General features: G+C 48.3%; 23 protein-coding genes and 1 riboswitch. Of the genes, 10 read left to right on the forward strand and 13 right to left on the reverse strand.

Annotated elements, in window-relative coordinates; all coding sequences use genetic code 11:
* The first annotated feature begins 121 nt into the window (after positions 1-121).
* The 3 genes from ACQE26_RS07800 to ACQE26_RS07810 all read left to right on the forward strand — a co-directional run bounded on the left by ACQE26_RS07800 (position 122) and on the right by ACQE26_RS07810 (position 5976).
* Positions 122-1930 (forward strand): assimilatory sulfite reductase (NADPH) flavoprotein subunit, encoded by a 1809-nt coding sequence (locus tag ACQE26_RS07800; RefSeq protein ID WP_500471184.1) that lies wholly within the window; start codon positions 122-124, stop codon positions 1928-1930.
* A gap of 27 nt (positions 1931-1957) precedes the next feature.
* Positions 1958-3673 (forward strand): assimilatory sulfite reductase (NADPH) hemoprotein subunit, encoded by a 1716-nt coding sequence (cysI, locus tag ACQE26_RS07805; RefSeq protein WP_500471185.1) that lies wholly within the window; start codon positions 1958-1960, stop codon positions 3671-3673.
* Positions 3674-3960: 287 nt separating this feature from the next.
* Positions 3961-5976, forward strand: coding sequence for a Na+/H+ antiporter (locus ACQE26_RS07810; protein WP_438420632.1), 2016 nt, complete (start codon positions 3961-3963; stop codon positions 5974-5976).
* Between the two features lie 40 nt (positions 5977-6016).
* Here the strand turns inward: ACQE26_RS07810 and ACQE26_RS07815 are convergent, their stop codons facing one another.
* Positions 6017-6502, reverse strand: a complete 486-nt coding sequence (locus ACQE26_RS07815; protein WP_500471187.1) for a stress protein — start codon at positions 6500-6502, stop codon at positions 6017-6019.
* Positions 6503-6723: 221 nt separating this feature from the next.
* Here ACQE26_RS07815 and pgoN point away from each other — a divergent pair, with 221 nt between their 5' ends.
* Positions 6724-7554: a glyoxal/methylglyoxal reductase gene (gene pgoN, locus ACQE26_RS07820; RefSeq protein WP_007410023.1), complete on the forward strand. Its 831-nt coding sequence runs from the start codon at positions 6724-6726 to the stop codon at positions 7552-7554.
* A gap of 33 nt (positions 7555-7587) precedes the next feature.
* Here pgoN and ACQE26_RS07825 read toward each other — a convergent pair whose 3' ends face one another.
* From ACQE26_RS07825 to modA, 7 genes are all read right to left on the reverse strand, one after another.
* Positions 7588-8733, reverse strand: coding sequence for an ABC transporter permease (locus ACQE26_RS07825; RefSeq protein ID WP_500471188.1), 1146 nt, complete (start codon positions 8731-8733; stop codon positions 7588-7590).
* A gap of 1 nt (position 8734) precedes the next feature.
* Positions 8735-9829: an ABC transporter permease gene (locus ACQE26_RS07830; RefSeq protein WP_500471189.1), complete on the reverse strand. Its 1095-nt coding sequence runs from the start codon at positions 9827-9829 to the stop codon at positions 8735-8737.
* A 23-nt stretch (positions 9830-9852) separates the two neighbouring features.
* The gene (locus tag ACQE26_RS07835) at positions 9853-10788 is read right to left on the reverse strand and encodes an ABC transporter ATP-binding protein (protein ID WP_500471191.1); all 936 of its coding nucleotides are present in this window, start codon (positions 10786-10788) and stop codon (positions 9853-9855) included.
* Between the two features lie 119 nt (positions 10789-10907).
* The gene (locus tag ACQE26_RS07840) at positions 10908-12011 is read right to left on the reverse strand and encodes a sensor histidine kinase (RefSeq protein WP_500471472.1); all 1104 of its coding nucleotides are present in this window, start codon (positions 12009-12011) and stop codon (positions 10908-10910) included.
* Between the two features lie 5 nt (positions 12012-12016).
* Complete coding sequence (locus ACQE26_RS07845; RefSeq protein ID WP_060964283.1) at positions 12017-12664, reverse strand: response regulator transcription factor; 648 nt, start codon at positions 12662-12664, stop codon at positions 12017-12019.
* Positions 12665-12755: 91 nt separating this feature from the next.
* Positions 12756-13439, reverse strand: coding sequence for a molybdate ABC transporter permease subunit (gene modB, locus ACQE26_RS07850; protein ID WP_060964284.1), 684 nt, complete (start codon positions 13437-13439; stop codon positions 12756-12758).
* A complete protein-coding gene (modA, locus tag ACQE26_RS07855) occupies positions 13420-14217 on the reverse strand; it encodes a molybdate ABC transporter substrate-binding protein (RefSeq protein WP_500471193.1) in 798 nt (265 codons plus the stop codon). The genes modB and modA overlap by 20 nt, the downstream gene beginning before the upstream one ends.
* 117 nt (positions 14218-14334) lie before the next feature.
* Between modA and ACQE26_RS07860 the strand changes: the two genes are divergently transcribed.
* Complete coding sequence (locus ACQE26_RS07860) at positions 14335-15261, forward strand: substrate-binding domain-containing protein (RefSeq protein ID WP_438420627.1); 927 nt, start codon at positions 14335-14337, stop codon at positions 15259-15261.
* A gap of 28 nt (positions 15262-15289) precedes the next feature.
* Here ACQE26_RS07860 and ACQE26_RS07865 read toward each other — a convergent pair whose 3' ends face one another.
* Together ACQE26_RS07865 and ACQE26_RS07870 are read right to left on the reverse strand one after the other, a co-directional pair.
* Positions 15290-17146, reverse strand: coding sequence for an LTA synthase family protein (locus tag ACQE26_RS07865; protein WP_500471195.1), 1857 nt, complete (start codon positions 17144-17146; stop codon positions 15290-15292).
* A gap of 42 nt (positions 17147-17188) precedes the next feature.
* Positions 17189-17671, reverse strand: coding sequence for a metal-dependent hydrolase (locus ACQE26_RS07870; RefSeq protein WP_060964288.1), 483 nt, complete (start codon positions 17669-17671; stop codon positions 17189-17191).
* A gap of 182 nt (positions 17672-17853) precedes the next feature.
* Here ACQE26_RS07870 and sspJ point away from each other — a divergent pair, with 182 nt between their 5' ends.
* Complete coding sequence (gene sspJ / locus ACQE26_RS07875; RefSeq protein WP_003151760.1) at positions 17854-17994, forward strand: small acid-soluble spore protein SspJ; 141 nt, start codon at positions 17854-17856, stop codon at positions 17992-17994.
* A 122-nt stretch (positions 17995-18116) separates the two neighbouring features.
* Positions 18117-18298, forward strand: a riboswitch (Lysine riboswitch).
* A 108-nt stretch (positions 18299-18406) separates the two neighbouring features.
* Positions 18407-19819, forward strand: a complete 1413-nt coding sequence (locus ACQE26_RS07880) for an amino acid permease (protein WP_060964289.1) — start codon at positions 18407-18409, stop codon at positions 19817-19819.
* Between the two features lie 48 nt (positions 19820-19867).
* Here ACQE26_RS07880 and ACQE26_RS07885 read toward each other — a convergent pair whose 3' ends face one another.
* Together ACQE26_RS07885 and ACQE26_RS07890 are read right to left on the reverse strand one after the other, a co-directional pair.
* Positions 19868-20782 carry a class I SAM-dependent methyltransferase gene (locus ACQE26_RS07885; protein WP_500471198.1) on the reverse strand — a complete coding sequence of 305 codons (915 nt, stop codon included), beginning with the start codon at positions 20780-20782 and terminating at the stop codon, positions 19868-19870.
* Between the two features lie 147 nt (positions 20783-20929).
* Complete coding sequence (locus tag ACQE26_RS07890) at positions 20930-21868, reverse strand: iron-hydroxamate ABC transporter substrate-binding protein (protein ID WP_500471199.1); 939 nt, start codon at positions 21866-21868, stop codon at positions 20930-20932.
* A gap of 249 nt (positions 21869-22117) precedes the next feature.
* Between ACQE26_RS07890 and ACQE26_RS07895 the strand changes: the two genes are divergently transcribed.
* Genes ACQE26_RS07895 through ACQE26_RS07905 form a run of 3 tightly spaced genes read left to right on the forward strand, consistent with a single transcriptional unit; the run spans position 22118 to position 24987 of the window.
* Positions 22118-23155, forward strand: coding sequence for a FecCD family ABC transporter permease (locus ACQE26_RS07895; RefSeq protein ID WP_438422156.1), 1038 nt, complete (start codon positions 22118-22120; stop codon positions 23153-23155).
* Positions 23155-24165 carry a FecCD family ABC transporter permease gene (locus tag ACQE26_RS07900; RefSeq protein ID WP_500471200.1) on the forward strand — a complete coding sequence of 337 codons (1011 nt, stop codon included), beginning with the start codon at positions 23155-23157 and terminating at the stop codon, positions 24163-24165. Before ACQE26_RS07895 ends, ACQE26_RS07900 begins: the two co-directional genes overlap by 1 nt.
* An 18-nt stretch (positions 24166-24183) precedes the next feature.
* Positions 24184-24987 carry an ABC transporter ATP-binding protein gene (locus ACQE26_RS07905; protein WP_012118422.1) on the forward strand — a complete coding sequence of 268 codons (804 nt, stop codon included), beginning with the start codon at positions 24184-24186 and terminating at the stop codon, positions 24985-24987.
* A gap of 36 nt (positions 24988-25023) precedes the next feature.
* Here ACQE26_RS07905 and rsiO read toward each other — a convergent pair whose 3' ends face one another.
* Positions 25024-25446, reverse strand: a complete 423-nt coding sequence (rsiO, locus tag ACQE26_RS07910; protein ID WP_500471201.1) for an acid stress-sensitive anti sigma factor RsiO — start codon at positions 25444-25446, stop codon at positions 25024-25026.
* Positions 25447-25495 lie beyond the last annotated feature (49 nt).

A 25495-nucleotide genomic window follows, 5' to 3' on the forward strand; every position in this document is an offset into this window, starting at 1 on the left:
ATCATGATTATATATTTTACTTACACACAAACTTTCGGTAAAGTTTCAATTAGAATATTATTTTGACAATTCCTATAGAAATAACGTACGTTACGTTTAATTCCTTGTGAGGTGGATATCGTTGCAACTTCAGGTCATGAACAGTCCGTTTAATCAGGAGCAGGCAGAGCTCCTTAACCGCCTTCTGCCGACCTTGACAGAATCACAGAAAATCTGGCTGAGCGGTTATTTGGCTGCGGCCCGGTCCGAGTCCGGTGAAGCAGCCGCACCCGCTCCCCAGGCTGCGGCAGAAAGCCCGGCAGTCTCGAAAGAAGTGACCGTATTATACGGATCGCAAACGGGAAATGCGGAAGGTCTTGCGAAACAGACGGTAAAGACGCTTGAGGAACGGGGATTCCAAGTCACCGTCGCGTCGATGAACGATTTTAAGCCGAATAATCTGAAAAAAATAAACAATTTGCTGATCGTGGTGAGCACGCACGGAGAAGGCGATCCGCCGGATAACGCGCTGGCTTTTCATGAATTTCTTCATGGCAGACGCGCGCCGAAGCTTGAAGCGCTCCGTTTTTCCGTTTTGGCGCTCGGGGACAGCTCGTATGAATTTTTCTGCCAGACCGGCAAAGAGTTTGACGAGCGTCTTAAAGAGCTCGGCGGCACGCAGCTTGCGCCCCGGGTTGATTGCGATCTTGATTATGATGAACCGTTTTCCCAATGGCTTGATGCGGTTATCGGCGGCCTGAACGAAGGAGCGGGAAACCAAACAGCCGAAGCGCCTGCCGAGACGCCGGCTCTCAGTGAATCCGTTTATTCCAGAACGAACCCGTTTCGGGCGGAGGTTCTTGAGAACATCAATCTGAACGGGCGCGGTTCGAATAAAGAAACACGCCATCTGGAGCTTTCGCTCGAAGGATCCGGCCTCGCGTATCAGCCCGGAGACAGCCTCGGCATCTATCCGGAAAATGATCCGGCGCTTGTGGATGAGCTGATCAATGAGCTGAAATGGGACGCAAAACAGGAAGTGGCGGTGAATAAGCAAGGAGAGACCCGTCCGCTGAAAGACGCGCTTACTTCTCATTTTGAAATTACAGTGTTAACAAAACCGCTCTTGCAAAAGGCCGCACAGTTTACGACTGACAAAAAGCTGAGTGAACTTCTGGCCGAAGGAAATGAAGATCAGGTGAAAGCATACATCAACGGCCGTGACCTGCTTGATCTCGTCCGGGATTTCGGTCCGTGGGAAGCGTCCGCGGAAGACTTTCTTTCCATCCTGCGTAAAATGCCGGCCCGGCTCTATTCGATCGCAAGCAGTTTAGAAGCGAATCCGGAAGAAGTGCATCTGACCATCGGAGCGGTCAGATATGACGCGCACGGCAGAGAACGAAAAGGCGTCTGCAGCATTCTGTGTGCGGAAAGACTCCAGCCGGGAGATACGCTTCCGATTTACATTCAGCACAACCAGAACTTCAAGCTGCCGGAAAACCCGGATACACCGATCATCATGGTCGGACCGGGGACAGGCATCGCGCCGTTCCGTTCCTTTATGCAGGAGCGTGAAGAAACCGGAGCTGAGGGGAAAACATGGCTGTTTTTCGGAGATCAGCACTTTGTCACTGATTTTCTGTATCAGACGGAATGGCAAAAATGGCTGCAAAACGGTGTACTCACAAAAATGGACGTCGCTTTTTCCCGGGATTCGGAGGAAAAAGTATATGTGCAGCACCGTATGAAAGAACAAAGCAAAGAGCTGTATGAATGGCTGCAGCAGGGAGCCGCCGTATACATCTGCGGTGATGAACAGCATATGGCGCATGACGTGCACCAGGCGCTTCTCGATATCATTCAGGAAGAAGGCGGCATGAGCCGTGAAAAAGCGGAAAGCTTCCTGGCAGACATGCAGCAGAAAAAACGCTATCAGCGTGACGTATATTGACTTTGGTTTGAAAGGAGCTTATTCAGCATGGTGAACAACATTTTAAAAGCGCCGGAAGGCCCTCCAAGTGATGTTGAGGAAATTAAAGAAAAAAGTGATTATTTGCGCGGCACATTGAAAGAAGTCATGCTTGACCGGATTTCAGCCGGCATCCCGGACGATGACAACCGGCTGATGAAGCATCACGGCAGCTACCTGCAGGATGACCGCGATCTCCGCAATGAACGTCAGAAACAAAAGCTTGAACCGGCTTATCAATTCATGCTGCGCGTCCGGATGCCAGGCGGCGTGTCAACTCCGGAACAATGGCTTGTCATGGATGAACTGGCGCAAAAATACGGAAACAATACATTAAAGCTGACAACGCGCGAAACGTTCCAAATGCACGGAATTTTAAAATGGAACATGAAAAAAACGATTCAAAAAATCAATGCGGCGCTGCTTGATACCATTGCGGCCTGCGGAGATGTCAACCGAAACGTCATGTGCGCTTCAAATCCGTATCAGTCTGAAATCCATGCGGAAGTGTACGAATGGTCGAAAAAACTGAGTGACGACCTTCTTCCGCGCACGAGAGCCTATCATGAAATATGGCTTGATGAGGAACGGGTGGCGGGCACTCCTGATACGGAAACGGAACCGATGTACGGGCCGCTGTATTTGCCGCGGAAATTCAAAATCGGAATCGCCGTGCCTCCGTCCAATGATATCGATGTCTTTTCTCAAGATCTCGGCTTCATTGCCATTGTAGAAGAAGGCAGACTTATCGGATTCAACGTGGCAATCGGCGGCGGTATGGGAATGACGCACGGTGATACGGCCACTTATCCGCAGCTTTCAAAAGTCATCGGCTTCTGCAAACCGGAGCAGCTGTATGATGTAGCGGAAAAAACCATTACGATTCAGCGTGATTACGGAAATCGTTCCGTCAGAAAGAATGCCAGATTTAAATATACTGTTGACCGTCTCGGTCTGGAAAATGTAAAAGCCGAGCTGGAAAACCGCCTCGGCTGGCAGCTGGATGAGGCGAAACCTTATCATTTTGACCATAACGGCGACCGTTACGGATGGGTGAAAGGCGTAAAAGGAAAATGGCACTTTACGATGTTCATCGAAGGCGGCCGCGTCACGGACTATGAGGATTATAAGCTGATGACGGGATTACGTGAAATCGCCAAAGTCCATACGGGAGATTTCCGTCTCACCTCTAATCAAAACCTGATTATCGGCAATGTGACGAGCGAGAAAAAGAAACAAATCAGCGCATTAATCGAACAATACGGTCTGACAGACGGCAGGCAGCATTCCGCCCTGCGCCGCAGTTCAATGGCTTGCGTCGCGCTTCCGACATGCGGGCTTGCGATGGCCGAAGCGGAGCGGTATCTGCCGAAGCTGATTGATAAAATTGAAGCCATTGTTGACGAAAACGGTCTGCGGGATGAAGAAATCACCATCCGTATGACTGGCTGCCCGAATGGCTGCGCCCGCCATGCGCTCGGCGAAATCGGATTTATCGGAAAAGCGCCGGGAAAATATAATATGTATTTAGGAGCTGCATTTGACGGCAGCCGTTTAAGCAAAATGTACCGGGAAAATATCGGTGAAGAGGAGATTCTCAGTGAGCTCCGCACCATTCTGCCGCGTTATGCGAAAGAGCGCGAGGAAGGCGAACACTTTGGAGATTTCGTCATCCGTGCGGGCATTATTAAAGCGACAACAGACGGAACGAATTTTCACGAATAAGATGAGCTGCTAAAACAATTTACTAAACAGTAAGAACGCAGCCGTGCGAAAAGCTTGTTTTCATAGAAAACAGGCTTTTTCTTTTTTCGGAAAAAAGTAGCCGAAGGTAAAAAAAGTTCCCCGTGAGCACGTTATGAGAAATTTTAAATAAAAACGGGTAAAATAAAAGAAGAATGGTTGTGTGCGGAAAATATACCGGGCCAGCCCGGTAATTGGCTCCGGCCTTTGACAGGGGCCATGAGAACAGGCAATGATGATTCAATGCAGCAGATGAAGGAGGTCATGCTTTGGACATATTTTTAGTCGTACTCGTACTTTTAACCATCATTGCGGTCTCAAATATTATAAATCGGTTTGTCCCCTTTATCCCGGTGCCTTTGATTCAGGTGGCGCTCGGTATCATTGCGGCGTCATTTCCGCAGGGGCTTCATTTTGAACTGAATACCGAATTGTTTTTTGTTTTGTTTATCGCTCCGCTGCTTTTTAACGATGGAAAACGGACGCCGCGTGCGGAACTTTGGAATTTAAGAGCGCCGATTCTGCTTCTCGCACTCGGGCTCGTGTTTGCCACGGTCATTGTCGGCGGTTACACCATTCATTGGATGATTCCGAGCATTCCGCTGGCCGCCGCGTTCGGGCTGGCGGCGATCCTGTCACCGACTGACGTTGTTGCGGTCAGTGCGCTGTCAGGGCGTGTGAAGATGCCAAAAGGCATTCTGCGTCTCCTTGAAGGAGAAGGGCTGATGAATGACGCATCCGGCCTGGTCGCTTTTAAATTTGCGATTGCGGCTGCCGTGACGGGCGCATTTTCGCTGGCGCAGGCCGCGTTCAGCTTTGTTTTGATTTCAGCCGGCGGTTTACTCAGCGGTGTCGTCATTTCTTTTTTGATTATCCGTTTCCGGCTGTTTTTGCGCCGCCTCGGCATGCAGGATGTCACGATGCATATGCTGATTCAAATTCTGACGCCGTTTGTCATTTATCTGGCGGCTGAAGAAATCGGCGTTTCCGGCATTTTAGCGGTTGTGGCCGGCGGCATCACGCATGCGGTGGAGCAGGATCGTCTTGAATCAACGATGGTCAAACTGCAAATCGTCTCTTCAAGTACGTGGAATATTATTTTGTTCATTCTTAACGGTCTTGTTTTCGTCATATTAGGAACGCAAATACCGGATGTGGTTTCTGTTATTTTTAATGATACCGCGTTTAACAATATGATGGTTATCGGGTACATTATCGTCATTACGCTGACGTTAATGATTCTCAGATTTTTGTGGGTGCTGTTTTTTTGGAACGGCAAGTGGTTTTTTAACAAGGATCAGAGCATTTATAAGCCCGGCCTGCGCTCCACACTGCTGATTTCAGTTTCAGGCGTCAGGGGAGCGGTCACGCTTGCGGGTTCCTTTTCCATTCCGTACGTGCTCTCCGACGGCTCGCCGTTTCCTGAACGGAATTTGATTCTCTTTTTAGCCGCAGGCGTTATTTTGTGCACATTGGTGCTGGCGACAATCGTACTGCCGATTCTGACTGATAAGCCGGAAGACAATGCGAAAGAGAAGAAAGTCAAATTGCTGACAGCGAGACGGAAGCTGATAAAGGCTGCTTTATCGGCCATCAAAGAAAATATGAATGAGACCAACAAAACGGCTTCTTTTGCGGTCATTGCCGAATACAATGAGAAAATGAAAAATCTCAGGTTTCAGCAGTTCACCGTAAAAAACCGCACGAAAAAAGATGAGCGGAAAGTCCGCGCCCAAGGGATACAGGCTGAACAGGAAGAACTGCTCCGGCTGATTGAGCGGGGCGACATCCCGGAAGAAACGGCTGACAGCCTTCAGGAACGGTTTGATGAACTGGAAGTGCTGTATACGAATCCGTTTAAAGTCGGCTTATCTAAGAAAAAGCTGAAACGCCTGATGTACTGGATCTTTTTCGGTGAACAAAAAAAGCCGGAAATGTCGATTTTAAATGAAGAAGGCCTCATTCGCGCCACAAGGGTTAAAACGGCAAAAGCGGCGATTGAAAGCCTGAAAAAACACATGACCGAAGAAAATAAAGATGTGACGCTTGCCGTCATTTCCTTTTACAATCACCTGATTTTCAGGCTGGGGCACTCGTATCACGAACAGAATCCGAGCCGCCGTTTTGAAAATCAAAAACTTGAGATCAAACTGCGGGCCGTGCAGGCCATCCGCAACGAAATCCAAACATTATTCGAAGAGCGGGAAATCTCCCGCGACATGTCACATGAGCTTCGCCAATACATCAATGATGTGGAAGCGGCGATGCTTGACGGAGATGAATAAATGAAAAAAGTCCGGCATCTGTGTGCCGGACTTTTTTACATTACGGACGATGGAATTCGACGTGATCGCCGTCGCGGTCAAACCAGCCTCTGAAGGCCCAGTTGATCCAGCCGCCATCACCTTTATTGGTGAAGCTTCCGTCTTCAAACACCCAAATGCCGTACGTGATGCCGTCATAAACGGCGGAACCGTAAAACTGAACACCGTTAAAATGATCTTCATATTCCTGGCTTAAATTAAACACCATGACATTATATTTTTGTCCTGAAGCGTAGAATGAAGATTCCATTAAGTTTTTGACGAAGCCGTCTCGGTTTTGCGCCGACTTAATCGCGTCAGCAATCGAATTGCCGATGCCGAGCAGGTCAACATCAATGTTTAAACCGACATCTTTTGCGGAGACATCTGATGATTGCTGTGCCATGTTTTGAGGGACCGGGGTTTCTTTTGCGGATACAAAGGACAGAGGAGTCAGAGACAAAGCGGCGCCAAGGGCAACGGACATTGGGATACGTATACGTTTCATCGTATTTCCTCCTTCGATTGTTTGGTGGCTACATTAGCGATTTACCCGGTCAGTTACCGGGCTAACCGGATTTTTTGAAAAATAGGAAAATAATAACACTAGTGGTACCGGAGTACTAAAGATGGTTTCTGTTATAACGATGAGCGTATAATTGGTTTCTTACGGCGGAAATGTGAGATAATAATAACCGTTTACATAATGACTAGAAAGGATGGTTCAACGTGGCAAAAAGCTTAAAAGATACTGTAAAGCTTCATAATGGCGTTGAAATGCCGTGGTTCGGCCTTGGCGTATTTAAGGTGGAAAACGGAAGCGTAGCGGCGGACTCTGTCGAAGCGGCAATCAGAAATGGCTACCGCAGCATTGATACGGCGGCAATTTATAAAAATGAAGAGGGCGTCGGCGAAGGCATCAGAGCGGCGGGCGTTGCCAGAGAAGAGCTGTTCATCACGTCAAAAGTGTGGAATGAAGATCAAGGATACGAAACGACACTTGACGCGTTTGAGAAAAGCCTTGAGCGCCTCGGCCTCGATTACCTCGACCTATACCTGATTCATTGGCCGGGCAAGGATAAATATAAAGACACATGGCGCGCTCTTGAAAAGCTGTACAAAGACGGCAAAATCCGCGCGATCGGCGTCAGCAACTTCCAAGTGCATCACTTAGAAGAACTGCTGAAAGATGCTGAGATCAAGCCGATGGTCAACCAGATAGAATTCCACCCGCGCCTGACTCAAAAAGAAGTAAGAGATTTCTGCAAAGCGCAGGGTATTCAAGTGGAAGCATGGTCTCCATTGATGCAGGGACAGCTCTTGGATAACGAAGTGCTGTCACAAATTGCGGAAAAACATAACAAATCGGTCGCTCAAGTGATTTTGCGCTGGGATCTTCAAAACGAAGTCGTTACCATTCCGAAATCCATTAAAGAGCACCGCATCATAGAAAATGCCGATATTTTTGATTTCGAACTGTCACAGGAAGAAATGGAAAAGATCAGCGCATTGAACAAAGATGAGCGTGTCGGCCCGAACCCGGACGAGCTTCTGTTCTAAGAAAAAAACAGCCCTTTACGGGGCTGTTTTTCTTTACATAAATGTCTGTGTCTGCCGTTTTACGCTGAATCTGTATGCGGCTATTAATAAAAGGGCGGCGGCGAAGGCTCCCAAAATGATGATGTTCAGCGTCAGGCTTTGGAGCGTGCGGCCGTGCTGCAATTGATCCACCGTATCAAGCACCCAGCGCTGAGGCAGAAATTCGGCGATTGTCTGCACTGTTTTCGGCATAATATTGCCCGGAAAAAAGCAGCCGGCGAGCAAGCTTGTCGGTACAACGATCAAATTCAAAAGCGCCGATGCCGAAGCGCTGCTGTTGGAAAAACCGACGGCAATAAAGGCGATCCCGATTGCGCTTAATGCAAACAGCATCATCAGGACGAACAGCTGCCACAGCGGGAATGACGGATGAATATGAAAAGCGGCGCCCATAAAGAGAACGGCGAATAGAATTTGGACGGCCATGATAATGATATTCATTGCCGCGTTTGCCAATACATACTGCTTTGACGTGATCGGCGTTGACAGAAGTCTGTAATACGTTCTGTTTTCTCTCTCTTTAATCATCAGTTCCGTCAGGTTGCCGGCGGAATAGAGCATAATGATAATGAGATACCCGATGACTGAGTAGGTCATTTCTTTATGGTTTGAAGTATCTTGTAAAACAGCGGACTCCGTTTGAATCGGAGAATGCTTGAAATCGGCGTACATCGCCTGAAAGGCTTTCTCATCTCCGCCGGAAGATTTGCCGATTGAGGCGGCGCTGTTTATATAATTGTACAGATAAGAGCTGACATATCCGGTGACCTGGGCGCCTTTCAACGAGGTCATGCCAATGTGAGCCGGTTTTCCGTCTTTTACGCTTTTAGAAAAGCCTTTTTCAAACGTAACCAGCGCTTCCATTTTTCCCGATGCGATCTTGGATGAGGCGGACGCAGCCGTTTCCTCCGAAATTTTCACATGATCCAGTCCTTTTAAAAACGTGACCGTATCCTGTGCCACTTCTCCGCCGTCTTGATTGAGAATGCCGATATTGAGCGTTTCGGCTCCGCCGTTGGCATTGGACATGAAGGAGAGAAAGACGCCGATCAGCGGAGCCCCGATATAAAGAATGAGCTGTTTTTTGCTTTTTGTGATTCCTTTGAGCGTGTGTATAAACAGCCACCAGAAGTTTTTCATTTTACAGTCCCTCCCGTCTTTGAAACGTAACCGCGGCAATCAGCAAAAAGAGCGCCGCTAATGCTGTGTTTAAACCAATTGCGGGCCAGGCGGCCGATACGTCATTTGCGTATATGATGTTGTTAATCGCCTTATTGATCCAGGATAAGGGCGACAGGGCGGAAATTCCTCCGCCTTCATATTTATAATAGGCGCCGCCGATAATGGCCATCACCTGAACGATGATGACGGTGATTAATCTGGCGCTTTCAGGTTTTTTGGTGAAATAGCTCAGGCTGAGCCCGAAGCTGACGGCCAAAAGAATTTCAGAGGCGAGAATCAAAAGCACCAGTCCCATGTGGCTGCCCCAATCGGCTTTTAAAATAAATTTGCTGAAGGCGACAACGGCAAGGATTGTCAGAACGTTCACAGCCATAATGCCGAGCATCTTTCCGAGAAAGATATCGCTTTTTCGGAGCGGAGCGGCAATCAGGCGATCGGCTGTGTGCCGTATTCTTTCCCCGCGGAACAAGGTGCTTGCAAAAATCGAGGCGTACAGCCCGATCATCGTCGTCATGGACACCGCGTAAAAATCTTTCGCTTTCGGTTCCTTCGCTTTGTTTAAAGACGTCTGCTTCATATAATCGCTTTTTATTTGTCCTGCGGCCGGTGCCTTATGCGCCTTGTATGCGGCGGCACCTGCTTTGTATTGGTTGGTAAAAGCGGTCAGCATGCCTTGGACGATCGTGCCGTTCATGCCGCTCCGGTTATTTGTATAAACTTGAAAACCGCTGTTTTTGACAGTGACGAAAGCATCCGCCTGATTTTCACGAACGTCGTTTTTGCCTTTTGCCGCCGTATCCGCTTTGTGAAAATAGACATGCTCTTTTTTTGATGCTTTCATAAACTCAGTAAAATGATGAGAAAGCGGTCCGTTTGACTGGTCTGTATATTCGACCTTGATGTGTCCGACCGTCACCTCTGAATCAAAGGCGTTTGATAATGCCGCAGAGAGAATCATCATAAAGACGATCGGAAAAGCAAGCATGAAAATAAAGGTCCGTCTGTCACGGAAACTGATTTTGATTTCTTTCCCGGCGATGTGCAGAATATTCATTTGCAATCCTCCTTTCAGTTGAGTCAGTCGCGCAGGCTTCTGCCTGTCAGAGTGAGAAATACCGTTTCTAAGTCAGGGGCCTGTTCCTGTAAAGAGCGGATTTCAATTCCTTTGTCCATGAAGTACCGGATCAGGCGGTTTAAATTGTTGACCCCTGTGTCAGAGCTGATTTTCACGCTGTTTTCTTCGAGTGCGGCGGCTCTGACGCCGGGAAGATCCTGAATATCGCCGAGGCTGATACCGTTTCCGGATGACAGCTCAATCACGACGTCCTTTGTGTCGGTAATGATGGAAGTCAGCTGTTCCTTTGTGCCTTCTGCGATGACTTTCCCGTGGTCAATGATGGCGATGCGTGTGCATATTTCTTCAACTTCCTCCATGTAGTGGCTCGTGTAGATGATCGTGCAGCCCATTTCATTCAGCTTTTTCACTGATTGCAGAATATAATTTCTTGATTGCGGGTCAATGCCGACCGTCGGTTCATCCATGATGATCAATTTCGGACGGTGGGCAAGGGCGCAGGCGATATTGAGCCGGCGTTTCATTCCGCCGGAAAAATGCTTCGGCAGATATTTATGTTTATCGCTCAAGCCGACGAATGTCAGGGCTTCCTCGACCCGTTCTTTCAAAACCGTGCCTCTCAGACCGTACAGCCCGGCGAAGAACTTCACATTTTCATAGGCGTTTAATTCTTCGTAAATGGCGAGATCCTGCGGGACGATGCCGATATTCATTTTCACGGCTTTGCTGTGTTTGAAAATATCTTTTCCGAGAAACAGAATGTCTCCGTCAGAAGGTTTTAAAAGGCCTGAGATCATGTTGATGGCCGTGCTTTTTCCGGCTCCGTTTGCGCCGAGAAACCCGAAAATCTCACCTTCTTTTACAGCAAGCGACATTTGGTCAACGGCGGCATAATCGCCGAATTTCTTACTCAGCTGTTTGAGCTCCAAAATGTTCATGTTTCCACCTCTATGTCTTATGATGCTCTAATTATAAAAAAAAGAATGAACGGCCGTTAGTGCAGCTGTTCATTCCTTTGACATGAGAATCCTCATATTTTTCACATGAAAACATTCACTTATTCAATAGGCAGTAATGTCGTGACGGAAAAACCGGCCGTGCCGTCAAAAATAACGGTTCCGTGCAGGGCGGCGGCCCGTTCTTCCATACCGAGCATGCCGAGGCCTTTTTTAAAGCGGACAGCGCCGTTTCCGTTATCTTTCACTTCCGCTTTCACGGCTTTATTCAGCACTTGAATATCAATGGAGATCTGCGCGGCATCGGCGTATTTCATCGCATTGGTCAAAGCTTCGGTTACGTTTTCCTGAATGACTTTCCAATGCATCTGCGTCAGCCTGTCCAAATCGCCTTGATGCGTAAACGGAACCGGCATGCCGTTTTTAGCTGAAAATTCATCAATAAATGTTCTTAATCTGTGAATGCCCATTTGTTCAGCGGGCGGTTTCATATTTTTCAGCGTAATGCGGATATCCTCTATGCCCTCTTTGGAAATCGTAATGGCGTTTTGAAGCAGTTCAGCCGCTTTGTCCGGACGGGAGCTGAGCATCCGCTTCGCTGCTTCCATCTGAATGAGCGCGCCGGTCATGGAGTGGCCGATTTTGTCATGGATGGCTTGGGACAATCTGTTTCTTTCCTCAAGTTTGCCGGTGTACTCCGATTGTTTGATATATTCTGTGCTGCTGTGCAGCTGTTTCGTCAGCTTTTCAATGCTTGACCGCATGCTGTCTGACTGCTCCTCATATGTCTTCAGCCGATCATTTGACCGGGCGGCTAAAACGAAAATCGCCAGACAGAACAAGGTCATGACGGTATACGTCGGAAGATCGCCGTACGGGATAAATAAAAACGGCAAAAACACGAGCAGGCAGAACACATAGCGGTGAACCGGATATTCGGCAAGAACGGCAAAAATGGCGGGCGGCAAAAGAAACAGAAACGCCGGATGGCCTCCGGCGGAAAGCAAGGCGGTCAATGCCAGCGTCATGAGGGTGATCCCGCGCCTCCAAGCGGTCGGCCTGATCATGCAGACCGCAATGCCCAGACACAGATAAAGCAGCAGAAACAAGACGGCGTACGGCATGTAAAGGCGGTCGGCCGATACGAACAAAAAGGCCGTATACAAAATGACGATCAGTCTGCTCATCAGCATCCAAAAATCCATACCGTTCAACGCTCGTTATCCACCTTCCCGGTGATATAATAAATCGCGATCTGCGTTCTGTGCTCAAGACCCGTTTTCCCTAAAATAGATGAAATATAATTGGCCGTCGTCCCTTCAGAAATGAAAAGCTGTTTTGAAATTTCTCTGTTCGACAGTCCTTTCGCAATAAGCGACATGATGCTGAGCTCTCTTTCAGTAAACTGGCTTTCATCAATCTGATGCGCGGCTTCCGCCGGCCGGGAAAGGCTGTCTTTTATTTTATCCAGCACGGTGTCCTGAAGGATGCTGTGCCCGTTGAAGACGCTCTTGATCGCATCGCGGATCCGTTCCGGCTCAGTGTTTTTTAATAAATATCCTTTTGCGCCATTTTTAATCGCTTCTAAAATATACTCGTCGTCGTCAAATGTCGTCAGGATCATCGGCTTCGTATCCGTTTCCTCCGCGATCCGTTTTGCGGCTTCTACGCCGTTCATCACCGGCATGCGGACGTCCAATAAGGCGATATCGACGGGATTGTGTTTACAATACTCTGCCGCCTCTAATCCGTTTTCCAGCGTTGCCGATACTGTAAATTCCTCATATGTATGCAAAATGATTTTCATTCCTTCTCTGATGAAAGAATTATCATCCGCGATAATGACATTAATTTTCATAGCCGCACCCTTTGTGTTTTTGTTTCATTATATACCATCCGATTTTAAATCAAAAAGCCTCCCGGCGAAATGTGGTCGGAAGGCGGATCGGTCAAGCCGGTTTTTTCAGTTGGATGAAAAACAGCATCAGAAAGGAAATCATCATAATACAGATCACCCACACCCAGGCGAGTGTTTCATTGCCGGAATCCATGGCGACGTAAATCGCTGTCGGCAGCGTTTGGGTGACGCCCGGGATATTCCCCGCAAACATTAAAGTCGCCCCGAATTCACCGAGCGCCCTTGCGATACTGAGAATGCTTCCGGTCAAAAGGGACGGAAAGGCAAGCGGGACGGAAATGCGGGTGAATACCTGCCATCTGCCGGCTCCGTCTACTTTCGCCGCTCCTTCGATGTCAGAATCAACCGCGGCGAAACCCGTTTTGGCAGACTGATACATAAGCGGGAATGCGACAATGGCCGAAGCGATCACCGCGGCCCACCACGTGAAAATGACGGGCTGGTGAAAAATCCGCTCAATCGCCCGGCCGATAAAGCTGTGTTTCCCGAAAATGATAATGAGGATAAAGCCGACAACGGTAGGCGGAAGAACGAGCGGGAGCATAAACAGCGTCTCCACAGCCGTTTTTCCGGGAAATCGCGCTTTCGCCATCCAGGCGCCTGCAAGCGTTCCGAGAAGGATGACGGCGATGCCCGAAGCCAAAGCCACCTCAAAAGACAATACGACTGGGGTGAAAAATTCCGAAGCCGTAATGTTACTTGGCAGTAAATCCATATTTCTTAAACACTTTCATCGCTGCATCTGACTGCAGATACTGATAAAACGCTTCTGCTTCTTTACGGTGCTTTGTATCTTTGACGATGCCTAGCGGATACACGATCGGATCGTGTGTTTTCGCCGGTGCTTCATCGGTAATCTTCACCTTTTTCGAAATCAGGGCGTCTGTTTTATAGACAATCCCGGCATCGACATTTCCGGTTTCAACATAGGAAAGCACCTGGCGGACGTCTTTTGCATAGACGACCTTATCTTTTACCTTGTCCCACAGGGATAATTTAGTCAATGACTGTTTGGCGTATTGTCCGGCCGGAACGGATTCAGGCGTGCCGAGCGCGATTTTTTCCGTGCTGTCTTTTTTCAGGTCATTCAGATGTGTAAGGTGTGCGCTGTTTTTCTCAGGCACGATCATGACCAGATCGTTTTTCAAAAGGTCCGTGCTGTCCTTTTTGTCGATATCGCCGTCATGAACAAGCTTTTCGAATTTATCTTCAGCTGCCGAGAAGAATAAATCAGCTCCCGCGCCTTGGGAAATTTGTTTTTGCAGTGTGCCTGATGATCCGAAGTTGTCTTGAATGGCCACGTTTGAATGTGATTTTTCGTAGTTGGTTTGGATTTCTTCAAGCGCGTCTTGAGCGCTCGCCGCCGCGGAAACGGTCAGCGTTACTTTTTCGTTTTGTCCGCCTTTGGCCGATTGTCCGGATGAGCAGCCTGCAGTTGCGAGGAAAACGCCCATAACCGCAGTTGTGAATAGTGTCGCTTTCTTTTTCAACATTGTGCACCCCTTATAACTGAATATCATTAGATCAAACTAATTATAACGTAATTGTACGGGAGGGTGCGGTTTTTTTTCAATATCTGAACCGTTATAATAAAAACGGAGCGTGATAATATGACAGAAGCCACTTCCTATACAATAGAAGAAGTTGCGGGCCTTTTGAAGGTCTCAAAACTGACAGTATATGATTTGATAAAAAAAGGACTCATTTCGGCGTACAGGGTCGGAAGACAGATGAGGGTCGATGAAGAAGACTTAAAACAATATAAAGCAAACATGAGGATGTCTAAAGAGCCATCAGCAGTCAAGGCGGCTGACCCGCCCCGCAGGCCGGAGCCGGAAAAAAGGCAGTCTGTTATCATCAGCGGCCAGGATGTGTCGATGGATCTCCTCAGCAAACAGCTGGAACAAAAAATACAGGCGTCCCCGCTCCGCAAGTACAGCGGCAGCTTAAACAGCCTGATCGAGATGTACCGGGGAGCCTGCGACATCGTCAGTCTGCATCTGTATGATGGGGAGACGGGGGAGTATAACATCCCGTATGTGAAGCGCATTCTTTCAGGAGAGCCGTTTGCGCTCTTTCATGTCGTGCTTCGGCAAGCCGGATTATACGTGAAAAAGGGCAATCCGCTGAACATTCAGGGCTTTCAGGATTTGAGCAGAAAGGATGTCCGTATCGTCAATCGCGAAAAAGGATCAGGCGCGAGGGTGCTGCTGGACGAACAGCTCAGATCATTCGGCATCACGCCGTCTGAGGTTGCCGGCTACCATGACATTGTCACGGATCATTTGTCAGCGGCTTCACAAGTATCAGGCGGAAAAGCGGATGCGGGAATCGGTTCGCAGCATGCGGCGCATATAGCCGGCACGGATTTTATCCCGGTAATCAGTGAGCAGTACGATGTGGTCGTTTTAAAACAAAACCGGGAGCTTGTTCAAAGCGTGCAGGACATTCTCAATTCCGGGGAATTCAAGTCTCAGCTTTCTCAATTATCCGGATATGATACGAAAATGACCGGTCGGCTCATATATGAAACGTAAAAAACCCCTCCAATGACGGAGGGATTTTTTATTGTTTGTAAAACCGCAGCAGGTCGCCGTTTAATATTTTATCGGAGAGCATCAGTTCTTGTTCCGCTTTTTCTTTCTCATCGCTGCACGCGCCTATGTCAGAAAGCGGTTCGCCCGTTTTGCGGCTGTAACACGTATTTTTCGTATAAATATGATCACCCGTGATAAAGCTGCCGTTTCTCAGCACAGCAAACGGAGTCCGCTCTTTGGAAAACAGGTCATTGCCGAACTGAATGCTGCCTTTCGTTTCAATGCCGAGCAGATGAAGCAGCGTCGGTCTTACATCAACCTGTCCCGCGGCGGAAGCGATCGTTTCCGGCTCACGGTCGGTCACCCCGGGAATATGAATGATAAACGGCACGCGCTGGAGCTGAACCGTATCAAACGGCGTGATTTCTTCTTTTCCCAAGAATTCGGCAAGTCCTTTATTGTGGGCTTCGGATATGCCGTAATGATCTCCCATCAGGACGATCATCGCGTTATCATAAAGCCCTTCTTTTTTCAGCTTGTTGAAAAAGTGTTTTAGCGCCTCATCTTCATAGCGGACCGTCGTCACATAACGGTTTAACAAATCACTGCTTGTGTCCGGTTCCTCAATGAGCTGATCCTGTTTATCAATTTCAAAAGGAAAATGGTTGGTCAAAGTCAGCAGGCTTGCGTAAAACGGCTGCGGAAGCTTCTTTAATTTTTCCGCTGACTGTTCGAGAAATTCCTTGTCCTTCAGGCCCCAGCCCGTTGAATTTTCCGGTGTCACCTTAAATTCATCCGCGTCGAAAAAACGATCGATGCCGAATGCCCCGTACATCTCATCCCGGTTCCAAAAGGCTTTATGATTGGCATGCAGAACGGCCGAATAGTACTGATGGTCTTTTAACGTATGGTACAGCGTATTGAACCGGTGGCCGCTTTTGGTGAAAAAAACGGCGCCGCTTGAAGACGGATACAGCGAATTCGCAGTAATGAATTCTGAATCTGAGGTTTTTCCCTGTTCGGTCTGCTGATAAAAATGAGTGAAGTCATAGCTTTTTTTCCGCAGCTTATTCATAAACGGGGTAATCTCTCGCCCGTTGACCCGTTCATCCATCACAAAACGCTGTGTTGATTCAAGCGTGACAAAAATCACATTACGCCCTTTAGCAAGCCCGAACTTTGTATCGGACGGGCGGCTGTAGTCGGCTTGGGTGTAGTTCGCGACCGCCGCAAGACTGTCTTCGTCGGCAAACGCTTTAGCCCCTGCATTCAGCGTTTGCGAAATGGTGTCATACAAATGAAAGTGGAACAGGCCGATTCCTTTTACGAGCGCTTCACGATCAAAAGGATGCCTGAACAGCTTCGGCTGCTCGGCCTCAGACAGCGCAAGGTTGCACAGCATGAGCCCGGCTGATGCCCACGCATACGCTTTAACGGTCCGGGCTCCCGCTTTTCCCTTACCGGCTTTATGCCTTCCAGATAGGTAAAACAGAACCGCAATATCCGCGAATAAAGCAATATACAGCGGGTGAAACAGCTCTTGGACGCTGCTTCCCATATCGCCTATATTGCTCGCCTGAAACAAAACCGGTATGGTGATAAAATCAATATAAAACCCGTAAAACACCGTATTGGCGATTAAAATCCCCGTCAGCATCACATTCGCCGAAAGCAGAAAGATCCGCTGCTTTTTTTCTGTCAGCAGCAGGCCGATGCCGAACAGCGGCACAATAAAGCTCAGCGGATTAATGAGAAGCAGACATTCCTCAAGAACCGAATTGTTCTGCAGATCAAAACCGAGCTTGTAAACGGCGTATGTTTTTATCCACATGAACAGGATAGACAGGCATAAAAACCGATGATTGCTGAAAAAGGATTTTTTCATATGTATGACTCCTCACCCTAAAAGCGAAAAGACGCTTTTTGTTTAAGAGATGCGGCCGTGAACCAATTCGTATAAATAATAGCAGGATACAATCGTTAACCCGGCCAGCACAAGCTGCTCCGAAAAGCTCCCCGTCCTCATATAAAGGGGAAGACGGAAGCGGATGGCAGACGGAAACAGCAGTTTAATGCCGTTGACGGTCCATGCGTCAAGCACAAGGTGGCTTGCCATTCCGATCATCAGTCCGGCGGAGATGCTCGGATTCGGGATATAGGCTGCCGTGATGAAAAACATAATAAGCATAAACAGCAGACTGTGTGTAAATGTTCTGTGGCCGAACACCGTGCTTACGATTTTGGACAGAACGGGCAGCGTTCTGCCGATTTTGCTTTTCGTATGGCAAATATCGGGAATCAGCGCCCCGAGGGCACCCGCTGAGGTCATAAGGACCGGATCATACCCGTAATAATACGCAATTGCGGAACAAGAAGCGATGCCTCCCATGATGTGTGTTTTTCCTGTCATTTTTCGCTTCTCCTTTTTATTTTTGCCAAAATCCCCTGAATTACAAATATATCAAGAGAATGCATGTTTGATCAACAAACTTTACCTGTTCCGCCAAAAGGAAGGAGAACGGATTCCGCATATTCTGCCGCGGAAAAAGACACATTATAGGTGTACCTATATTTGATAAAGAGGTGATACAGATGGCTTTCTTTAACAAAGAAAAAGGCAAAAACAGCGATAAAAACAAAAACGTCATTCAAGGTGCGCTTGATGACGCCAGTGCAGCTTTGAAAGACGATCCGCTTCAAGAAGCTGTTCAAAAGAAAAAAAACAACCGCTGACTATATAAAACGGGTAGGGCGAATGCTCTATCCGTTTTCCGTCTAATTTTTCCCTTTGACAGATCTTTTTATCTCTGATAACCTCTGAGTAGAATTGAATGATAAAAATCCTCACTCTTTCTCGGTGAGGTAGAGGTTGCGCTTGATGATGAGTCGCACATGCCAGGCTGATAAGGGGCCGCAAAACATGTGTTAAAGGCATCAGCGCCGAAGTGTAAAGAAAGCCGATCCTTCTTTATGCTGGGACTGTATCTGAATAAGTGCAGGACTGCCGCGTGCTTTTTCGCGGAGGGCTATCCGGAGATCAAGGGTGTGTGTTTCTTTAAGCATGGACTTTTGTTCAGGCTTTTTTTGTGTGTAAATATGGTCTCGGGGTCTGGTCCGTACGAATGAACAACCAGGAGGTACAGGAATGGAACAGACGAAAAAATGGGGTTTTTGGTTATTAACGGCATTTGTCGTAGGAAATATGGTAGGCTCGGGCATCTTTTCCCTTCCGAGCACGCTCGCAAAAATCGCGAGCCCGTTCGGCGCTACATCGGCATGGCTTTTAACGGGAGCCGGTGTGTTAATGATCGCGCTTGTCTTCGGTCACTTATCCATCCGCAAGCCTGAGCTGACGGCGGGGCCGCAAAGCTATGCGAGAGCGCTGTTCAGTGATCGGAAAAAAGGGAACGCAGCCGGTTTCACGATGGTGTGGGGCTACTGGGTGGCGAGCTGGATCAGCAACGTGGCGATCATCACCAGCCTTGCCGGATATTTAACTTCTTTTTTCCCGATTTTAACGGATAAGCGTGAAATGTTTTCAATCGGCGGTCAGGCGGTTACACTTGGCCAGCTGCTGACATTTGCCGTATGTACGGTTTTATTATGGGGCACTCACACGATTCTCGTCTCCAGCATGAACGGTGCGAGTAAATTAAATTTCGTTACGACGTTTTCAAAGGTATTAGGATTTATCTTCTTTATCATTGCAGGTTTGTTTGTATTTCAAACGTCGTTTTTTGATCATTTTTATTTTCCGGTTCAGACAGGTCCTCACACGGTTGAGGGAATCGGCGGTCAGGTCCACAATGCGGCGATTTCAACATTATGGGCGTTCGTCGGAATTGAATCGGCAGTCATCTTATCCGGGCGCGCCCGTTCGCAGCGCGACGTGAAACGCGCCACCATTACCGGCTTATTGATCGCGCTCAGCATCTATATTATCGTGACATTGATTACGATGGGCGTGCTTCCGCATGGTAAGCTTGTCGGCTCGGAAAAACCGTTTGTTGACGTATTATACGCGATTGTCGGCAATGCGGGAAGCATCATCATGGCGATTTTGGCGATCCTCTGTCTGTTCGGGACGATGCTCGGCTGGATTCTTCTCGGCTCTGAAGTTCCGTATCAAGCCGCGAAATCAGGAGACTTTCCCGCCGCTTTTGCAAAAACAAATAAACAGGGAAGCCCGGTTGTGTCGTTAATCGTCACGAATGTGATGTCACAGATCTTTATCTTTTCGGTTATTTCCCGGACAATCAGTGACGCGTTTACGTTTTTAACAACGGCGGCGACACTCGCTTATCTGATTCCGTATCTCGTATCTGCGTTTTACAGCCTGAAGCTCGTGCTGACGGGTGAAACGTATGACGAAATCAAGGGTTCAAGAGTGAAGGACGGTTTCATCGCCATCCTTGCCTGCATTTATTCTTTTTACGTCATTATTACCGGAACGGCCGATTTAACGACCTTTATTCTCGGTATCGGGCTGTTCTTCGTCGGTCTGCTGTTATATCCTTTCGTTTCAAAGAAATTTGCAAACAACAGACAATCCGTATAAAAAAAAGACATCTCACGTCTGTGGGATGTCTTTTTTGGTGTCAGCGGATTACTTTTTGACGGCGTGTATATAATGAATGGTCTCGAATGCGGTTAAATGGTCAGTGCGTCCGCTGAAAAAACGGTCATTGATAACCGCTGGAGATAAATGTTCATAAATAAGCAGGCCTGATGATTCTAACATTTTTTCAATTTCTTTATAGCTGAAACACGACAGCATCGGTTCTCCGCCTGCCGCAGCCATTTTCACCATGTTCTCCACTCTGTTTGACAGTCCTTTTTCTTCAAAGAGCGATTCATCCGCATAATCAAACACGATAGAGCTGCCGGGCGGGACTTCGGCAAATAATTGTGTAAGCAGGCGGGCGAGATGCTTTTTCGTAAGATAATATGAAACACCGAGCAGGCTGAAAAAGGTTTTTTGGCGGGAAAAACCTTCCTGATTCAGACGGCTGAAAGAAAGCGGAGCCGTAAAGTCCATCGGCGCAAAATGAAGACGGCTCGGAATATCGCGCTCAAGACGTTTTAATCTGTTTAATTTGTCTTCCTGTGAAGCGCGGAGATCCGCTTCAAAGATGTCTAAGCCGTTTGTCACCTCGGGATGTCTGAAACAGAAAGTATCCAGCCCCGCTCCGAGGTTGACATACTGTTTAACCCCGAGCTTCACTTCATTCAGGAGCACTTCTTCACAATACGCCGCACGTGCTAACGGTGTAGGAGACAGCTGGACTTGAGTCACCCATTTTAAGATGTCATCCGGTTTGCCTTGAAGCCTCCGGGCCATGTCTTTGCTGAAAAATGATATACCTTGAATCAAATGATCGCTGATGTCCGACAGCTCTTTTTCAGATAAAAGATCTTGTGCCAAGAAATCATCAAATATCACCGGTGTGTCGTATTTACTGTGGTACGCCCTTACGAAAGCGGACAGCAGGGAAGTCATACTCGCTTTATTTTCTCTCATATTAAAGATCCTCCGTTATTTACGTCAATCTCCGGCCGGGAGAATCTTATTATACATGTTAATCCAAAAGTGTAAATTATAGCATAAATGAATTTTTTTGTCAAGTTTTTGGCGTCATAAAAAGCCGCTGTGACAGCGGCTCCCGGGTTACTTTGTTAAGCTTTTTGTGATGTAGTCGAGCTGGCCTTCGAGTGAAATCGGGTCTGAGAAATAGAAGCCGATCGGATCAATGTGATAGACATGGTTTTGCTTGACGGCATCGAGATTCTTCCAGATTGAACTGTCAAGCACGCCTTTGTCGTCACCGCCGGCCTGCCACGGCCCCATAAAGATATAGTCTCCCGCGAAGTCAGGCAGTTTTTCAAGTGAAATGCTGGCGTAGCCCGGCCCTTGATTAATGGCTTTTTCCTTCGTCAGTTTTGTGGCTTTCAGCCCGAGTTTGTCATAAATGATGCTTCCGCCGCGGCCGAAGTCTTTACCGAATACATAGATGTCTTTTCCGTTTGTCTGCATGATGGAGATGGTTTTTGAGCCGACCGCTTTTTGAACTTTTGTTTTAGCGGCAGCGGTTTTCTTATCCCATTCAGCCAGCCATTTGTCTGCTTTATCTTCAGTGCCCGTCATTTTCGCAAACTCTTTGAATTGATCAATGTTGCTGAGCTTGTCATATTTAATGGCGATGGTCGGCGCGATTTTTTCCAGTTTTTCAATATCGGCGCCTTGTGTCGTCCAGACAACGATTAAATCAGGCTTTAAGTCAATGATTTTCTCAACGGATGTGCCGTCGCCGATGTTTGTCACACCGTTTGTTTTCCCTTTGTAATACGGGTTTTTAAATACGTTTTGCGGCGCGCCGACAACATTGATGCCGAGCTGTTTGAAGTCGCCGTAGTAGCCGTCAGCCATGACGACGACACGTTTCGGGTTCTTCGGAATTTTAATATTGCCGTTTTCGGCTTTATAAGTGACGGTTTCTCCTTTTTCAGAAGAGCCTTTCGTGTCTGAAGAATTTCCGCATGCGGCCAAAGCGGCGATGAGCAGCACGGCAATCAGCGCAGCGCCGATTTTCTTGTATATATGGAACATCTGACATTCCTTCTTTCATAAAAAAAATAGTGATAAAGAGAATCATTATCAGTGTGATTATATCACTGCTTTTATAGAGAAGCACGCTCTTTTTAAAGAAAAACTTTCTATTGTCATATGAAATTAGGTCTATTAATAGAGAAGATAATAGTGCTATACTGAAACAAGTCATTGATAATCATTATCATTACCATTCTTGTTTTGAGAAAGGAAGAACGAGTGTTGGGTCTATTAAAAAAGAAGCAGACAATGACGGCTCAGGGGGCATCAGGGAGCGAAATCCAGTGGACGGCGCGTTCATTCCGGGCGGCTGTGCTGCTGTGTGCCGGTATTGCGGTTTTATTGATCGGCGCGGCCTTGTCTGTTTCCATCGGAGCTGCCGATATTCATCTGCGGACGGTGTGGGATGCTCTCTTTCACTTTCAGCCGCAAAATACATCTCATCAAATCATACGCGATCTGAGGCTGCCGAGAACTGCTGCCGCCGCGCTCGTCGGGGCTTTTTTAGCTGTGTCCGGGGCGATTATGCAGGGGCTGACGCGAAACCCGCTTGCTGAGCCTTCCATTATGGGCGTGACGTCGGGGTCGGGATTTGCGATCGCTTTGGCATTTGCTTTTTTTCCGGGGCTCTCTGCCGCGGGGCTTGTTTTGTGGTCCTTTATGGGAGCGGGAATCGGGGCGCTCATTGTGTTTGGCATCGGCCTGTTTTCAAAAGGCGGGCTGACACCGGTGAAGCTCGCGCTGGCCGGTACGGCGGTCGGCTATTTCTTAACGGGGCTTTCAAGCGCGATTGCGATCCGTTTTGATGTCGCTCAGGATGTGAAGTTCTGGTATGCCGGAGGAGTCGCATCCGTGAAATGGGAGGGCGTCCAGCTGCTTTTGACAGTCGGCGTCATCGGACTTTTGCTCGCATTTCTGATTGCGCGCTCAGTGACGGTGCTGAGCTTGGGTGAGGAGCTTGCTAAAGGGCTAGGGCAGTACACGGCGCTTGTGAAAGTCATCGGAATGGTTGTCGTTGTCCTCTTGACGGGGGCTTCAGTATCAGTCGCCGGAGCCATTTCTTTTATCGGCTTGGTGATTCCGCACATCACCCGTTTTTTAGTCGGTGTAGATTACAGATGGATTATTCCTTGTTCGGCGGTATTCGGCGCCGTTTTGTTAGTCTTCAGTGACATTGCGGCAAGACTCGTCAATGCGCCGTTTGAAACACCGGTCGGCGCTTTAACGGCCCTTATCGGGGTTCCCTTTTTCTTTTATTTGGCGCGCAGGGAAAGGAGAGGGCTGTAATGAATGTGAAATCGAAAAAACCGCTGGCGGTTATAGCCATTACGTTTTTGCTCATATGCATCGTCTTTTTTATCAGCTTAAATATGGGTGTGATCCGGATTGCGCCTTTCGATGCGTTACGTGTCTTTTTCGGACAGGGGGATGCCCGGGATCAGCTCGTTTTATTTGAATTCAGACTGCCGCGCATGGTGCTGTCATTGCTGGTCGGGGCCGGAATCGCCGTTTCAGGCGCTATTTTTCAAAGCGTGTCTCAAAATGACTTGGCGGAGCCGGGCATTCTCGGTATTAACGCCGGGGCGTCTTTGGCGGTCGTGCTATTTATCTTCTTTTTCCAAGGGTCTGCTGCTGATTTAAGCATGTTCAGTACATGGCTGCTTCCGGTGAGCGCTTTGGCGGGGGCTTTTCTGGCTGTGCTGCTCATCTATGTGCTCGCTTGGAAAAAAGGTGTTTCGCCTGTCCGGCTCATTTTGGTCGGGATCGGCGTTAATGCGGGGTTTAATGCGCTTCTCCTGATTTTTCAGCTGAAGATGGACCCGCGGGACTTCATGCAGGCGCTTGTATGGATTTCCGGTTCGATTTGGAATGCCAATTGGAAAATGGTGCTGTCCATTTTGCCGTGGCTGCTGGTTCTTTTGCCGTTCAGCCTCTATAAAGCGAGATATTTAAACGTGCTCCAGCTCGGTGACCAGCTGGCGGCGGGACTCGGCACCCGGGTCGAAAAGGAGCGGCGCATTCTGCTGTTTTCAGCCGCCGCCTTGGCCGCGTCATGTGTTGCGGCAGCCGGCGGAATCGCTTTTCTCGGATTGATTGCCCCGCATTTGGCCAGAAGGCTTACCGGGCCGCGCCATCAAACGCTTATTCCGATTTCGGCTTTAATCGGCGCATTTTTATTTCTGCTCGCTGATACGCTGGCGAGAAATGTGCTTGCGCCGTCCGAGGTTCCGGTCGGCTTGGTGATTTCCGTGCTCGGAGCGCCGTATTTTGTATATTTGCTGATGAAAACGAAATAGAGGAAGGAGACTGCCGCGATGAACTCATTATCGGCGGAACAGCTTACTGTCGGTTATGGAGACCGTCTGATAGCGAAAGAATTGGACATCGCCATACCGAAAGGAAAAATCACAACGCTGATCGGCCCAAACGGATGCGGAAAATCGACGGTTCTTAAGACGATGTCAAGAATCATGAAACCGAAATCCGGCGCCGTCTATTTAAACGGACAGGCGATCATGCAAAAATCCACGAAGGACATCGCCAAGGAAATGGCCATCCTTCCGCAGACGCCTGAAGCGCCGAGCGGGCTGACGGTATACGAACTTGTTTCTTACGGCAGGTTTCCGCATCAGTCCGGAATGGGCCGCTTGAGTGATAAAGACCGTGATATGATCAAATGGGCGCTTGAAGAGACGGGGATGGCCGAATTTTACGATCGGCCGATCGAAGCGCTTTCCGGCGGGCAGCGGCAGCGTGTGTGGATCGCCATGGCGCTCGCTCAGGAAACGGAGCTGCTGCTTCTTGATGAACCGACCACTTATTTAGATCTCGCCCATCAGCTTGAAATTCTGCAGCTGCTGGACAAATTAAACAAAGAGCAGGGGCGCACGATTTTAATGGTCATTCATGATCTGAACCATGCCGCCCGTTTTTCCCATTATATGATTGCGCTGAAAAAAGGGCGCGTCATCAAGGAAGGGACGGCGGAGGAAGTCATGACGCCCGGCATATTGAAAGACGTGTTTCAGATTGACGCACAGATCGTTAAAGATCCGCGCACGAACAAACCCGTCTGCTTGACATACGATTTAATCCGGCATGAAAATGCCACGGTATGACGGTAAAAACGCAGAACCATTTGGGACTGCGTTTTTTTATTGCGCCCGGGGCGGCTTTTGCCCGGAGATGCATTTATCCAAAACGAAAAAAACCCCCGCCACAATCAGCTCCTCGGTCGTTGACAGCCAAATCTTTTCAATCAGTTTATCCGTCGTATACGCGGTCATCCAGAGGAACAGCAGCTGAACGGTGCTGGCTAGAAGAAGAAAAGGCAGCCTGCCCGTCCCAAAAAAAGTAAAGCTATGTATCATCAGCCGCTCAAGCGGTTCAAAACATAAACCGAGAAGAATAAAAAGCACGGAAAAAAGCAGGACGTACGCCATTGATCCGTAGCTCGTCCCGGCTAATGAAAAAACGGTCATCATCACGATGAAATACCCGAATAATACGGCGGCCGCTGCCAGGGCATACCTGAGCACCTGGAGAAAAAACAATTTCGTCCCGTTTTGATTGATCATCTGCTCAGCTCCTTTTTACACAGAGGAGACTTGCAGAGACGGACTCTGC

Source organism: Bacillus sp. 5RYD7K, from assembly GCF_059831465.1.

Coding starts and splice junctions, on each gene's coding strand:
- rsiO (WP_500471201.1), bottom strand. CDS start 25,446: ATGATCAATCAAAACGGGACGAAATTGTTTTTTCTCCAGGTGCTCAGG.
- ACQE26_RS07895 (WP_438422156.1), top strand. CDS start 22,118: ATGACGGCTCAGGGGGCATCAGGGAGCGAAATCCAGTGGACGGCGCGT.
- modB (WP_060964284.1), bottom strand. CDS start 13,439: ATGGATTTACTGCCAAGTAACATTACGGCTTCGGAATTTTTCACCCCA.
- ACQE26_RS07890 (WP_500471199.1), bottom strand. CDS start 21,868: ATGTTCCATATATACAAGAAAATCGGCGCTGCGCTGATTGCCGTGCTG.
- ACQE26_RS07845 (WP_060964283.1), bottom strand. CDS start 12,664: ATGAAAATTAATGTCATTATCGCGGATGATAATTCTTTCATCAGAGAA.
- ACQE26_RS07825 (WP_500471188.1), bottom strand. CDS start 8,733: ATGAAAAACTTCTGGTGGCTGTTTATACACACGCTCAAAGGAATCACA.
- ACQE26_RS07900 (WP_500471200.1), top strand. CDS start 23,155: ATGAATGTGAAATCGAAAAAACCGCTGGCGGTTATAGCCATTACGTTT.
- ACQE26_RS07880 (WP_060964289.1), top strand. CDS start 18,407: ATGGAACAGACGAAAAAATGGGGTTTTTGGTTATTAACGGCATTTGTC.
- ACQE26_RS07835 (WP_500471191.1), bottom strand. CDS start 10,788: ATGAACATTTTGGAGCTCAAACAGCTGAGTAAGAAATTCGGCGATTAT.
- sspJ (WP_003151760.1), top strand. CDS start 17,854: ATGGCTTTCTTTAACAAAGAAAAAGGCAAAAACAGCGATAAAAACAAA.
- ACQE26_RS07870 (WP_060964288.1), bottom strand. CDS start 17,671: ATGACAGGAAAAACACACATCATGGGAGGCATCGCTTCTTGTTCCGCA.
- cysI (WP_500471185.1), top strand. CDS start 1,958: ATGGTGAACAACATTTTAAAAGCGCCGGAAGGCCCTCCAAGTGATGTT.
- ACQE26_RS07830 (WP_500471189.1), bottom strand. CDS start 9,829: ATGAATATTCTGCACATCGCCGGGAAAGAAATCAAAATCAGTTTCCGT.
- modA (WP_500471193.1), bottom strand. CDS start 14,217: ATGTTGAAAAAGAAAGCGACACTATTCACAACTGCGGTTATGGGCGTT.
- ACQE26_RS07860 (WP_438420627.1), top strand. CDS start 14,335: ATGACAGAAGCCACTTCCTATACAATAGAAGAAGTTGCGGGCCTTTTG.
- ACQE26_RS07815 (WP_500471187.1), bottom strand. CDS start 6,502: ATGAAACGTATACGTATCCCAATGTCCGTTGCCCTTGGCGCCGCTTTG.
- ACQE26_RS07905 (WP_012118422.1), top strand. CDS start 24,184: ATGAACTCATTATCGGCGGAACAGCTTACTGTCGGTTATGGAGACCGT.
- ACQE26_RS07840 (WP_500471472.1), bottom strand. CDS start 12,011: ATGGATTTTTGGATGCTGATGAGCAGACTGATCGTCATTTTGTATACG.
- ACQE26_RS07865 (WP_500471195.1), bottom strand. CDS start 17,146: ATGAAAAAATCCTTTTTCAGCAATCATCGGTTTTTATGCCTGTCTATC.
- ACQE26_RS07885 (WP_500471198.1), bottom strand. CDS start 20,782: ATGAGAGAAAATAAAGCGAGTATGACTTCCCTGCTGTCCGCTTTCGTA.